The 12611-nt window shown below is 70.0% G+C and carries 15 protein-coding genes; 11 read left to right on the top strand and 4 right to left on the bottom strand.

Going from position 1 to position 12611, the window contains the following annotated elements; genetic code table 11:
* Nucleotides 1–51: 51 nt before the first annotated feature.
* A complete protein-coding gene (locus BLP95_RS05885; protein WP_089677469.1) occupies nt 52–1326 on the top strand; it encodes an ATP-binding protein in 1275 nt (424 codons plus the stop codon).
* A gap of 22 nt (nt 1327–1348) precedes the next feature.
* A complete protein-coding gene (locus BLP95_RS05880) occupies nt 1349–1888 on the top strand; it encodes a response regulator transcription factor (RefSeq protein WP_023006862.1) in 540 nt (179 codons plus the stop codon).
* 77 nt (nt 1889–1965) lie between these two features.
* Here the strand turns inward: BLP95_RS05880 and BLP95_RS05875 are convergent, their stop codons facing one another.
* Nucleotides 1966–2733 (bottom strand): 3-hydroxybutyrate dehydrogenase, encoded by a 768-nt coding sequence (locus tag BLP95_RS05875; protein WP_089677468.1) that lies wholly within the window; start codon nt 2731–2733, stop codon nt 1966–1968.
* A gap of 94 nt (nt 2734–2827) precedes the next feature.
* On the bottom strand, nt 2828–3292 hold the full coding sequence (hybE, locus tag BLP95_RS05870; RefSeq protein ID WP_176760233.1) for a [NiFe]-hydrogenase assembly chaperone HybE: 465 nt from the start codon (nt 3290–3292) through the stop codon (nt 2828–2830).
* Between the two features lie 124 nt (nt 3293–3416).
* On the opposite strand from hybE, the gene BLP95_RS05865 reads away from it, so the two are divergent.
* The 3 genes from BLP95_RS05865 (at nt 3417) to BLP95_RS05855 (ending at nt 5512) form a co-directional block, all read left to right on the top strand.
* Nucleotides 3417–4238, top strand: coding sequence for an inositol monophosphatase family protein (locus BLP95_RS05865; protein WP_089677466.1), 822 nt, complete (start codon nt 3417–3419; stop codon nt 4236–4238).
* A 133-nt stretch (nt 4239–4371) separates the two neighbouring features.
* Entirely contained in the window at nt 4372–4647 is a 276-nt protein-coding gene (locus tag BLP95_RS05860) for a GrxA family glutaredoxin (protein WP_089677465.1), read from the top strand.
* Nucleotides 4648–4744: 97 nt separating this feature from the next.
* On the top strand, nt 4745–5512 hold the full coding sequence (locus BLP95_RS05855) for a VOC family protein (RefSeq protein WP_089677464.1): 768 nt from the start codon (nt 4745–4747) through the stop codon (nt 5510–5512).
* Nucleotides 5513–5719: 207 nt separating this feature from the next.
* Here BLP95_RS05855 and BLP95_RS05850 read toward each other — a convergent pair whose 3' ends face one another.
* Nucleotides 5720–6379, bottom strand: coding sequence for a CoA transferase subunit B (locus tag BLP95_RS05850; protein ID WP_089677463.1), 660 nt, complete (start codon nt 6377–6379; stop codon nt 5720–5722).
* Between the two features lie 59 nt (nt 6380–6438).
* Nucleotides 6439–7140 (bottom strand): CoA transferase subunit A, encoded by a 702-nt coding sequence (locus BLP95_RS05845; protein WP_089677462.1) that lies wholly within the window; start codon nt 7138–7140, stop codon nt 6439–6441.
* Nucleotides 7141–7324: 184 nt separating this feature from the next.
* Between BLP95_RS05845 and BLP95_RS05840 the strand changes: the two genes are divergently transcribed.
* The 6 genes from BLP95_RS05840 (at nt 7325) to BLP95_RS05815 (ending at nt 12530) form a co-directional block, all read left to right on the top strand.
* The gene (locus BLP95_RS05840) at nt 7325–8215 is read left to right on the top strand and encodes a LysR family transcriptional regulator (protein ID WP_089677461.1); all 891 of its coding nucleotides are present in this window, start codon (nt 7325–7327) and stop codon (nt 8213–8215) included.
* 157 nt (nt 8216–8372) lie between these two features.
* On the top strand, nt 8373–9242 hold the full coding sequence (locus BLP95_RS05835) for an acyltransferase (RefSeq protein ID WP_089677460.1): 870 nt from the start codon (nt 8373–8375) through the stop codon (nt 9240–9242).
* A 41-nt stretch (nt 9243–9283) separates the two neighbouring features.
* Entirely contained in the window at nt 9284–10129 is an 846-nt protein-coding gene (locus tag BLP95_RS05830) for a LysM peptidoglycan-binding domain-containing protein (RefSeq protein WP_245678701.1), read from the top strand.
* 96 nt (nt 10130–10225) lie between these two features.
* On the top strand, nt 10226–11380 hold the full coding sequence (locus tag BLP95_RS05825) for a glycosyltransferase family 4 protein (protein WP_089677459.1): 1155 nt from the start codon (nt 10226–10228) through the stop codon (nt 11378–11380).
* A complete protein-coding gene (locus tag BLP95_RS05820) occupies nt 11352–11894 on the top strand; it encodes a phosphatase PAP2 family protein (RefSeq protein ID WP_089677458.1) in 543 nt (180 codons plus the stop codon). Before BLP95_RS05825 ends, BLP95_RS05820 begins: the two co-directional genes overlap by 29 nt.
* 24 nt (nt 11895–11918) lie before the next feature.
* The gene (locus tag BLP95_RS05815; RefSeq protein WP_089677457.1) at nt 11919–12530 is read left to right on the top strand and encodes an alpha-ketoglutarate-dependent dioxygenase AlkB family protein; all 612 of its coding nucleotides are present in this window, start codon (nt 11919–11921) and stop codon (nt 12528–12530) included.
* Nucleotides 12531–12611: the final 81 nt, after the last annotated feature.

Genomic DNA, 12611 nt, shown 5'->3' with positions numbered 1-12611 from the left:
CAACGGGTGGCAGCGTCGCGCTATGATGGAGGTCCTGAACCGGGAGTCACCATGCCAGTCACCCAGCCACTGCCGCTCTCCACCCCCAACCGCAACCTGGTGCGCCTGACGATCGTTCGGGGCATCACCTGGACCGGATTCCTCGCCGCCATCATCTTCGGGGTCGAGGTGCTCGGCTTCCAGCTGCGGGTCGCCGCGGTGATCGGTGTGGTGCTGGCGATGGCGCTGATCAACCTGGCCACCTGGTGGCGCCTGGGACGCCACCGCGCCGTCAGCGACGGCGAGTACCTGCTGCACCTGCTGGCCGACGTCGCCGGGCTGACGCTGCTGTTCTACTTCACCGGTGGCGCCAGCAACCCCTTCATCACCTACTACCTGGTGCCGGTGACCATCGCCGCGGCCACCCTGCCCTGGCGCTGCGCCTGGATCATCGCCGCCACCTCCATGGTCGGCTACAGCACCCTGCTCGCCTTCCACCAGCCGGTCCCCCAGCTCACCGGCGGCCATGCCGGCAGCACCGGGCTCAACCTGCACGTGCTCGGCATGTGGCTCAACTTCGCCCTCTCCGCCGGGCTGGTGACCTTCTTCATCTACAAGATGGCCCACGCCCTGCGCAGCCGGGAGCAGGCCCTGTCACGCACCCGCGAGGCGGCGCTGCGCAACGAGCAGGTGCTGGCGGTGGCCACCCAGGCCGCCGGCACCGCCCACGAGCTGGGCACCCCGCTCTCGACCATGGCGGTGCTGCTCGCCGAGATGCGCGAGGAGGCCACGGACAACCCCATGCTGCAGAAGGACATCGAACTGCTGCGTCGCCAGGTCGACACCTGCAAGCGCCGCCTGCAGGAGCTGGTGGAGAGCGCCGACCGCCGGCGCATGGGCGAACCACGCGTCGAGGACGCCGAGGTGTGGCTGGCGGGCCTGGTTCAGCGCTGGCTGGTGCTGCGCCCGGACGTCAGCCACCGGCTGGAGGTGGCCGAGCACCGTGGCCGCCCCTGGCTGGCGGTGGACACCACCCTGGAGCAGGCGCTGACCAACCTGCTCAACAACGCCGCCGATGCCAACCCGGACGACATCGCCATCCGCCTCGACTGGCACGACGAGGAGGTGGTGATCGACATCCGCGACCACGGCCCCGGAGTGGCCCTCTCCATCGCCGACCAGCTCGGCGAGACCTTCGTCTCCACCAAGAGCAAGGGCATGGGCATCGGGCTGTTCCTGACCCACGCCACCATCAACCGCTTCGGTGGCGGCGTCAGCCTCTACAATCACCCGGAGGGCGGTACCCTCACCGAGGTGGTGCTGCCGCGCAGCGCCGCCGGCGACTGAACCCCAACCGAGCGAGAGTCCCATGCAAGAGACGCCCGAACGCCTGCTGATCATCGACGACGACGAGATGTTCTGCCACGTCCTCGACCGCGCCATGACGCGCCGCGGCTACGAGGTGGTAGTGGCGCGCGATGCCCAGGAGGCGCTCTCCCTGGCGCGCCAGCACCGGCCCACCCTGGCCACCCTCGACCTCAAGCTGGAGAACGAGTCCGGCCTCAAGCTGCTGCCCGAGCTGCTCGAGGTGGTGCCCGCGTGTCGCGTGGTGATCCTCACCGGCTATTCCAGCATCGCCACCGCGGTGGAGGCGATCAAGCTGGGGGCGGTGAACTACCTGTGCAAGCCGGCGGATGCCGACGAGGTGCTGGCGGCCTTCGACAAGGATGCCGGCGACCCGGAGACCGAGGTGGCCGAACAGCCCCCCTCCATCAACCGTATCGCCTGGGAGCATATCCAGAAGGTGCTGCAGGAGCATGACGGCAACATCTCGGCCACCGCCCGCGCCCTGGGGATGCACCGGCGCACCCTGCAGCGCAAGCTGCAGAAGCGGCCGGTGAGACGCTAGGAACACGAAACAAGGAGCGAGGCATCAAGGGGTTCCTCGCCGCTTGCTCCTTGTGGCTTTCCGCTGGCCGACGGCGCTTACTGCGCCGTCCACCCCAGGTCGATGTTCCAGCTGGCGCCGGTGACGGCGCCGGCGGCGTCAGAGGCGAGGTAGGCCACCAGCTCGGCCACCTCGGCGGGCTCGATCAGGCGCTTGACGGCGGCGTTCTTGAGCATGATCTGCTCGATCACCTCCTGCTCCTGCATGCCGTGCAGCCTCGCCTGGTCGGCGATCTGGTTATCCACCAGCGGCGTCTTCACGTAGGCCGGGCAGATGGCGTTGGCGGTGATGCCCTGGGCGCCCCCCTCCAGCGCGGCGGTCTTGGTCAGGCCGATCATGCCGTGCTTGGCGCTGATGTAGGCCGACTTGCCCGGCGATGCCACTTGGGCGTGGACCGAGGCGATGTTGACGATGCGCCCCCAGCCGTTCTCGCGCATGGAGGGCCAGGCCGCCTGGGTGAGCAGGAAGGGGGCGGTTAGCATCAGGTCGATGATCTGGCGCCACTTCGCCTCGGGGAACGCCTCGATGGGGGAGACATGCTGGATACCGGCATTGTTGACCAGGATATCGACCCGGCCGAAGCGCTTGACCGCCTCCGACACGGCCGCCTTGCAGGCCTCGCCGTCGGTCAGGTCGGCCTGGAAGAAGGCGGCTCCCGCCTGCTCGGCGACCTCCTGGCCTGCCGGGTTGAAGTCCACGGCCAGCACCTGATGGCCCAGCGAGCAGAAATGGCGCACCACCGCCTCGCCGATGCCGCTGCTGGTGCCGGTGACGAGGGCGACGCGGGGGGTGACAATACCTGACATGGACGACTCCTTGTTCGATTCACGTTGACGGGAAAACCGCCCGCCCAGCATAAGGCGCAGGCGGCAGGCCGCGCCACCTCGGCGACGGCCGGACTCAGCCCGACTCGCCCTCGGGGGTCCCTGCCGTTTCTTCCTCTGCCGGTGCCATGATCCGCTCCATCAGCCGCTGGGCCAGGCGGCTGGCGGCCTGGCGGCTGTCGAGATCGGCCAGGTCATCCAGCAGCACCAGGCGCCAGCAGGAGAGCGAATCGCCCAGGGCGACCGCCTCCAGCGGGTAGCGCCCGGAGGGTAGCGTGAGGGTGGTACGCGCGCCAGGCTCGGGACCCGGCGCCGCCTCCTCGGCGGGCAGCATCACCAGCCACAGCGACAGCGGGGTCACCAGGGCCCCCACCAGCTGGTCGCCATGGTCGGGCAGACGGTAGCACTGGAAGCAGAGGGCATCGGCGGCCAGGCGCGGGTTGAAGTGGGACGCGGCCTTGGCCCCGCGCTGGTGGACGGCGGTCCAGGCGCGGGCCAGGTCGCGCAGCCGACGGTACTGCTCGGGCGTCAGGGCATGCATGGCTCTCTCCTCGGCGACGAATCGCGCCAGTATAGGGAGTCTCTCGGCGAGGGCACAGCCGACCTGCCGAGGCGCGTCCCGAGCTGCTAGGCTGTCGCCACAGCCACCGCCTCGGAGAGTGCCCATGAACGACACCGACCGCCTCGCCATTGCCCTCGAGATCGCCCGGGAGGCCGGCGAGCGGATCCGCCACGCCCGTCACCACCAGGACTTCGGCCACCGCTACAAAGCAGGCCAGGAGCTGGTTACCGACATCGACGTGGCGGTGGATCGCCATATCGGCGAGCGGCTGGAGGCGGCCTTCCCCGGCGAGGCGCGCCTCAGCGAGGAGCTGGCCCCGGACAAGGGCGACCTTGCCGCCAGCGGGCCACTCTGGGTGGTGGACCCCATCGACGGCACCGTCAACTTCGCCCACGGTCTGCACCATGTGGCGGTCTCCATGGCCTTCCTGGTGGACGGCGAGACCCGCCTCGGGGTGGTCCACGCCCCCTTCCTGGGCGAGACCTTCACCGCGATCCGCGGCCAGGGCGCCTGGTGCAACGACGCGCCGATCCATGCCAGCCGTCGCCGCGAGCTCGGGCGCAGCCTGGTGGCCACCGGCTTCCCCTATCGCCGCGACAGCCGCCCGCCCCTGCTGCGCCGCCTGGCGGCCGTGCTGGACCACTGCCAGGACGTGCGCCGCAACGGCTCCGCGGCCCTCGACCTCTGCGACGTGGCGTGCGGGCGGCTGGATGCCTACTACGAGAGCGTCTCGCCCTGGGACTTCGCCGCCGGCTGGCTGATCGCCGCCGAGGCGGGCGCACGGGTCGGCCACCTCTACCCCTGCCCCGAGGGCATTCCCCCCGCGCTGTTCGGCCACAACCTGCTGGTGTCGAGCCCCGGCATCCATGCCGAACTGGGCGAGCTGTTGCGCCGCGCCGACGCCGGCGAACTCACAGGGCCCTGACCCGGGCAGCGCCGGCGACGCGATAGCGCCTGCCAATAGCTGGCCTCGACAGCCCCTATTGGCCTCAGGGAGGCGGATCATCGACAATGGGCGCCACTTCCATTTTCATGCGCCGCGTGCGCAAGGAGAGCCCATGTTCGTGACCCTCTATGGCCGCCCCGGCTGCCCCTTCTGCGTCTTCGCCAAGGACCTCGCCCAACGCCTCGAGGCCGCCGGCGCCATCGACGGCTTTCGCTATGTGGACATGCCGACCGAGGGGCTGACCAAGGCCGACCTCACCGCCAAGGTGGGCACGCCGGTGCACACCGTCCCCCAGGTGTTCCTCGACGACACCCCCATCGGCGGTTTCTCCGAGTTCGACCAGTATGTGCGCGACCACGACCTGATGGCGGCAGCCCAGCCCCACTGACCCCACCCTCCCGGCTGCGTGGTCGTGGCGTTGAAAGGCCCTCTGCCCAGGCTGCCTATACTTCCCGCCAGTCTCGATGACAAGGGAAGGAAGTTCGATGCAGAGGGAAGAGTTCATCCAGCAGCTGTGGCTGGATTTCGTTCACCAGCACCCGGAGATCGGCGGCCTGCGGCTATGGCCGGTCGACGCCCCCGCCGAGTACCTGGCACTGCTGACCCTCAACCATCGCCATCACGGTATGGATGCCCTGCTCCCCTCCCTGGAACACTTCGGCTATCGCGTCCGCCACCGCCACGCCATGGCCGACCGCGGCCTGCTGGTCAACCTGCTGGCCGCTCCCGACGAGGGTCCCTGGCTGGTGGTGGCCGAACTGCAGCTGGGCACCCTGGCCAGGGCCCCGCGGGAGCGGCTCGAGGCGCTGGTCAACCAAGCCAGCGAGTCGGCCCACCGCGGCCCCAACCGGCTGTGCCGCGGCCGTCCCTGGCCGATGCCCGACTGGGCCACCTACCAGGCGCTCTACCAGGCCCACCCGCTGGCGGCGCTGCTGGCGGTCAACGGACCACGGCTGCACCACGTGGGCTATGACTGCCAGCGCCTCGGCGAATCCCTGGCGACCCTCGACGAGGGCCTCGAGCAGGCCGGCTTCGCCGGCACCGACGACCGCCATCATGGTCTCTTCCCGGTATCGCCCCTGCTCGACTACCGCTTCTACCCGACCGGCTCGCGACGCCTGCCCTTCGCCGAGGGCGACGAGCACCGCATCGAGACCGGCGGCCTGGCGCTGGTGCAGAAGGCGGTCAGCGCCAACCAGGAGCGCGCGGTGGAGCTGCTGCTGCCGCATCACACTCGCTGCGAGCTGTCATGACCGCTATCCACAGAATCTGTGGATAACGCTGTGCAACATCCCCGTGCGCCCCCGATGCCACCGGCCCTGGCGCCGAGTGGTCAGCGAATCGCCAACCGCGAGGCGGCGAGGCTGCGGGTCGCTCGATGATGGCCCCATACGCCAGCGGCCCGGACAGTCGTCCGGGCCGCTGGCGTTCACGGGGTCCCGTGGCGGGAGCCGCAAGACTCAGTCGAAGGTCATCTCCGGCACATGGTCCGGCACCACCAGCTTGCCGGCGGTCAGCGCCTGGATCTCCTCCACGGAGACGCCCGGGGCGCGCTCCTTGAGGTGGAAGGCGCCATCCTTGATCTCCAGGTAGGCGAGGTCGGTCAGCACCCGGTTGATGCAGCCGGCGCCAGTCAGCGGCAGGTTGCAGTTCTCCAGCAGCTTGGACTCGCCATGCTTGGAGGCGTGGGTCATGGTGCAGATGATGTTCTCCGCGCCGGCCACCAGGTCCATGGCGCCGCCCATGCCCTTGATCAGCTTGCCGGGGATCATCCAGGAGGCGATGTTGCCGTTCTGGTCGACCTCGAAGGCGCCCAGCACGGTCAGGTCGACGTGGCCACCGCGGATCATGGCGAAGGATTCCGCGGAGTCGAAGATCGCCGCGCCGGGACGGGCGGTGACGGTCTGCTTGCCGGCGTTGATCATGTCCGGGTCGACCTCCGCCTCGGTGGGGAAGCGCCCCATGCCCAGCAGGCCATTCTCGGACTGCAGCATGACGTCGATGCCGTCGGGGACGTAGTTGGCCACCAGGGTGGGAATGCCGATGCCGAGGTTGACGTAGAAGCCGTCTTCCAGCTCACGCGCCACGCGCATTGCCATCTGTTCGCGAGTCAGTGCCATCTTGTTGCCTCTTTGTTCGGTAAGAAACGATCGTTGAGAAACGCTTGCCGCGGGGGGGATCACGCCTCGCGCACGGTGCGCTTCTCGATGCGCTTCTCGAAGGAGCCCTGGATGATGCGGTCGACGTAGATCCCCGGGGTGTGGATCTGGTCCGGCTTGAGCTCGCCCGGCTCGACGATCTCCTCGACCTCCACCACGGTGATCTTGCCGCAGGTGGCCGCCAGCGGGTTGAAGTTCTGGGCGGTGTCGCGATACATCACGTTGCCGTAGCGGTCGGCCTTCCAGCCCTTGACGATGGCGAAGTCGGCGTGGAACGCCTCCTCGAGGATGTAGTGGCGGCCGTTGAACTCGCGCACCTCCTTGCCCTCGCCGATCGGCGTGCCGTAGCCGGTGGCGGTGTAGAAGGCGGGGATGCCGGCGCCGCCGGCGCGCATCTTCTCGGCCAGGGTGCCCTGGGGGGTGAGGATCACCTCGATCTCGTCGTTGAGCATCTGCTGCTCGAAGAGGGCGTTCTCGCCCACGTAGGAGGCGTAGATGCGCGAGATCTGCTTGTCCTCCAGCAGCAGGCCCAGGCCGAAGCCGTCCACGCCGCAGTTGTTGGAGATGACGGTGAGGTCCTTGACCCCGAGCCGCTTGATCTCGGCGATCAGGTTCTCGGGGATGCCGCAGAGGCCGAAGCCACCGGCAGCGACGGTCATGCCGCTGTCGATGCCTGCCATCGCCTCTTCGTAGGAGTTAACGCGCTTGTCGAATCCGGCCATAGGGCGCCTCGTGTTCTTGTGGATGAAGGTCTCGGGACTGCATACCCCGGAAAGGATACCGGGTCGAGGTGGTAACGTCGCCCAGTGTTGTCCCGCGCGATATATTTGTTAAGTTTGTTTTTCTTATCGTTTGATCGGGCCGACTTATTAATTGCACCTTCGTCGTAGGTCGCCGGGAGCCATCATGACCGTCAAGCAGCTGCGTGCCTTCCTCGCCGTGGCCAGGACCCTGAGCTTCACCCAGGCCTGCGAACACCTGCACCTCTCCCAGCCGGCGCTGAGCCTGGCCATCAAGGGGCTCGAGGAGAGCCTCGGCGGCCGCCTGCTGACCCGCAGCACCCGCAGCGTGCGCCTTACCCCCGAGGGGGAATCGCTGGTGCCGCTGGCCAAGCAGCTGCTGGCCGAGTGGGACAACACCGAGGAGCTGATGCGCCAGCGCTTCACCCTGCAGATGGGTCGCCTGGGGGTCGCCGCCATGCCCTCCTTCGCCGGCAACCTGCTGCCGCCGGCGCTGATGGCCTTCCGCAGCCGCTACCCGCGCATCAACGTCACGGTGCACGACGTGATCAACGAACAGGTGATCGAGATGGTGCGCAACCGCCAGGTGGAGCTGGGCATCGCCTTCGAACCCGAGGCCAGCGGCAGCCTGGCCTTCACTCCGCTGTTCCGCGACCGCTTCGTCGCCGTAGTGCCGCCGGAGTCGCTGCTAGCGAGTCACCCTCGCCTATCCTGGGCGACCCTGCTGACCCGAGACTTCATCGCCCTGCAGCGCCCCTCCATGGTACGCCGCCTGCTGGAACAGCAGCTGAGCGCCGAGGGCATGCGCCTGCCCACCGCCTTCGAAAGCCATCAGCTGGCCACCGTGGGGCGGATGGTAGCCAGCGGCCTCGGGGTGAGCGCGGTGCCCTCGCTGTGCCGCCGCCAGATGGAGGAGCTGGGGGCCCGCTGCCTGCCCCTGGAGGGGCCGGTGATCGAGCGCGCCGTGGGCATCCTGGTGCAGGGCGAGCTCTCCACCGCCGCCCTGGCCCTCCGAGAGGTGATCCTGGACACCCTGGGCACGCCCAGCGAGCCATAGCCCTGGCATTGCCCCCTCCGTGACCTGTTCTCGGCGCCTTTCGCCACCGCCGCATGGCCGACGGCGTTGGCACCGGGCGTTGGCCGGCACCGCTGGGCAGCCGTCGGACGATCCTTTAGCATTGCCGACATTTCCTCGACAACCCATGGAGATCGGCATGTCGACCCTCAGGGGCATCGTCAGCCTGCTGCTGCTCACCCTGACCACCCTGCTGTGGGGCCTGCCCCTGCTGGCGATGACGCTGGTGAAGCTGGTCACCCCCGGGCACCGCCTGCGCCTGGCGGTGCTGCGGGTGCTCAATGCCATCGCCCTCAACTGGATCGGCCTCAACCTGTGGTGGATGCGCCGCTGGCTAAGGCCGCAACTGGAGATCGAGGTGCCGGAGGGCCTCTCCCGCCGGCAGGGCTGGCTGGTGCTCTCCAACCACCGCAGCTGGACCGACATCTTCGTGCTGTTCTTCGCCTTGCACCGGCGCATCCCCATGCCGCGCTTCTTCCTCAAGCGCCAGCTGATCTGGATCCCCATCGTGGGGCTCGCCTGGTGGGCGCTGGAGTTCCCCTTCATGCGCCGCATGACCGCCGCCCAGCGCGCCCGCCATCCCCACCTCGCCCGCCGCGACCAGGAGGCGACCGAGCGCATGTGCCAGCGCGCCCGGGAGATGCCCATCGCCATCTTCAACTTCGTGGAGGGCACCCGCTTCACCCCGGCCAAGCATGACGCCCAGGCCTCGCCCTACCACCACCTGCTGCGCCCACGCGCCGGTGGGGTCGCCCAGGTCCTCGGCCTGCTCGGCGACCAGCTCGCCGGCATCCTCGATGTCACCCTGCACTACGACAATCCGGATCCCACCTTCTGGGGTTACCTGTGCGGGCGCGAGGGGCGCATCGTGATGCGGGCCCGCCGACTGCCGGTGGAGGCGTGGATGCCCGGCAGCGACTACCAGGACAACCCCGGCGACAAGGAACGCTTCCACGCATGGATCAACGCGCTGTGGCACCAGAAGGACGAGCGACTCTCGCGCTTGTGATCGGCCTGCTGCTGATGCTGGCCGGCTGCGCCTCCCCGTCGATGGAGCGCGCTACCCGTGACGCCGCCCAGGCGGCTCGCAGCGGCGGCTGGGTGATCGTGCAGCGCGGCGATACCCTCGGCGAGCTGGCCCGCGAGGCCGGCGTGCCCCTGGAGCGCCTGCAACGCTTCAACCCCGGGGTGGACGCTCGCCGCCTCGCCGTGGGCCAGCGCCTGCTGATGCCCACACACCGCGAGCGCGCGCCCTCCGGCGGCCCCTATCGCTACCAGGTGCGCCCCGGCGACACCTACTCCAGCATCGCGCGGCGCTTCAAGACCCGCGCCTCGCGCCTGCAGGCGGCCAATCCTGGGGTCGCCCCCACCCGGCTGGCGGTGGGCCAGCTGATCAGCGTCCCCCTGGGCGGGTCGCCGGCCGCCTCGGCCCGGCGCGCCGTGGCCGACGGGGGCGCCTCCCGTACCGCCTCGCGGCCATCCCCCGCGGCGAGCCGGCCCGACCCCGGCGACCTGCCCGCCTCCGCCCGGCGCTGGCCCTGGCCGCTGGAGGACTACCGCGTGGTGCGCGCCTACGGCACCGACAGCCGTGGCACCCTGCAGCCGATGCTGCTGGCCACCCAGGCGGGCGCTCGGGCCAGGGCGGTGGCCGATGGCGACGTCCGCTTCGCCGGCAGCATGCGTCAGCTCGGCCAGGTGGTGATCGTCCATCACGCCGACAACCTGCAGAGCGTCTACGCCCTCTGCGAGAGGCTGCTGGTCGCCGACGGCAGCGCCGTGACACGGGGCGCCCCCCTCTGCGAGGTCGGCTACAGCAACGCCACCCAACGCCATGACCTGCTCTTCGACCTGCGCCACGGCGGCAAGCCGGTGGACCCGCGCCGCGTGCTGCGCTGACTCCGAACCGTCATGGGTTGGTCGCCTCTCGGTCATGCCCCCTGCCCATCCTGAGAGGCAACCGGGCGCGATGCCCCGATGGCGACGAGGATGGCGATGCGACTCTGTGTGGTCAGCGAGACCTGGGCCCCCGAAATCAACGGGGTCGCCCATACCCTGGGGCAGCTGAGCGAGGCGCTGGTCGCCCGGGGCCATGACCTGCAACTGGTCCGGCCCCGACCGGTCATCCACGCCAGGGCCGCCGGCGTGAAGCAGGAGCTGCAGCTGCCGGGACTCGGCGTGCCGGGCTATCGACAGGTGCGCTTCGGGCTCCCTGCCGGACGGCGCATCGCCCGGCTGTGGCAGGCGTCACGCCCCGACGTGGTCTACCTGGCCACCCAGGGCCCCCTGGGCTGGTCGGCGCAACGCATCGCCCGGCGCCTGGGGTTGCCCACGGTGGCGGGCTGGCACACCAACTTCGACCACTATTGCCGCGACTATGGCGTGGCGTGGCTCGCCCCGCTGGTGGAGCGCCGCCTGCGTACCTTCCACAATCGCAGCGCGGCCACCCTGGTGCCCACCCGGGCGCTGGCCGACCGGCTCGCCGCACGCGGCTTCCGTGGGCTTGGCACCATGGCACGCGGCATCGACGCCGAGCGCTTCTCGCCCGACCGGCGAGACGAGGCGCTGCGCCGCGAGCTGGGCGCCGATCCCCACACCCCCATCGCCCTCTACGTCGGCCGCCTGGCCCCGGAGAAGAACCTCGACCTGCTCCGCGACACCTGCCTGGCGATGCGCGCCGCGCGCCCCGATCTGCGCCTGGTGATCGTCGGCGACGGTCCCTCCCGGCGCGCCCTGGCCCGCAGCCTGCCCGACGCCCACTTCCCCGGCTTCGTGACGCCGGAGGACCTGCCGCGTTATTACGCCAGCGCCGACCTCTTCCTGTTCCCCTCGCTCTCGGAGACCTGGGGCAACGTGCTGCCCGAGGCCATGGCCAGCGGCCTGGCGGCCATCGCCTTCGCCCATGCGGCCGGCGCCGAACTCATCGACCATGGCCACGACGGCCTGGCCCTGCCCCCCGGTGATAGCGACGGCTTCCGCGAGGCCGCCGTGGCGCTGTGCCAGGAGCCGGCGCGCTGGGCCCGGATCGGCCGCGCCGCCCGCCAGCGGGCACTGGGCCTCGGCTGGCCCGCCATCGCCGATACCTTCATCGCCACCCTCGAGGATGCCCGGGAGAGATGCCATGCGAGCCCTGCCCCCTGCCGTGTTTGAGCGCCTGGACCTGATCGAATGGCAGCTATGTCGGCGCCTGGCGCGCTACAACCTCTATCGGCCCTGGCTCGCCACCCTGCGCCTGGCCAGCGGACTGGGGGACTGGCCCGCCTGGGTGGTGCTGATCGCCGCCCAGCCGCTGCTGCAGCCCGAGCGGGGCTGGGCGCTGATGCTGCAGTACGCCGTCACCGCCCTGCTCGCCATCGGCGTCTACCGCCTGCTCAAGACCCGCCTTTGCCGCGAGCGCCCCTTCATCACCTTCGTCGGCAACGTCAGCCGCGAGGCGCCGGCCCGGGATCGCTACAGCTTCCCCAGCGGGCACACCATGCATGCGGTGATGTTCCTGATGCTCACCGCCAGCCACCTGCCCTGGCTGGCGCCCTGGCTGCTGCCCCTGGTCGTCCTGATCGCCCTCTCCCGCGTCGCCCTGGGGCTGCACTACGCCAGCGACGTGCTGGCCGGCGGCCTGCTGGGCCTGGGCTTCGCCGGCGTGAGCCTGTGGCTGGCAGGGTGAACCGGGGCGTGGCATCCTCGCCCCATGCTGGAGACCCTGCTCGACGACCCGCCCCTGTGGCTCGCCCCGGCGCTGCTGAGCGCTGACGAGGCCGACCGCCTGCTCCACCATCTGGATCGGGTGCTGGCCTGGGAGCGCCCCACCCTGCGCCTCTACGGACGCGAGCATCCCATCCCGCGGCGCCAGCTATGGATGGGCGACCCCGAGGCGCGCTACCGCTACTCGGGACGCGTCTTCGCCCCGTCGCCCTGGGAGCCGGCAATCTCCGCGCTCCGCCGCCGTCTCGAGGCACGGCTAGCCGACGCCGGCATCGCCACCGGCTTCAACAGCGTGCTGCTCAACCGCTACGCCGATGGCGAGGAGCGCATGGGGTGGCACAGCGACGACGAGCTCGAGCTCGGCCCGGACCCCGTCATCGCCGCGGTGAGCCTCGGCGCCGAGCGCCCCCTGCGCTTCCGCTGGCGACACCGCGAGGGGCCAGCGTTCAACGTCTGGCTGCCCCATGGCAGCCTGCTGGTGATGGGCCCGGGGGTGCAGGCACGCCTGCAGCACGCCCTGCTGCCGCGTCGGCTGCCGGGCCTGCGCATCAGCCTGACCTTCCGTCGGGTGCTCGCGGAGCGGTCGCCCGACCGCTGAGACCCTTCCTATGGTCGTGAACCGATTCCTGCCTGAAGCGCCTAGAAAAAAGATAACGGTATATTTTAGATATGGCACCGG

This window comes from Halomonas shengliensis, from assembly GCF_900104135.1.
Taxonomy (GTDB): Bacteria; Pseudomonadota; Gammaproteobacteria; order Pseudomonadales; family Halomonadaceae; genus Halomonas; species Halomonas shengliensis.
Note: the sequence above shows the minus strand (reverse complement) of the source record. Positions and strands in the feature narration are given on the sequence as shown.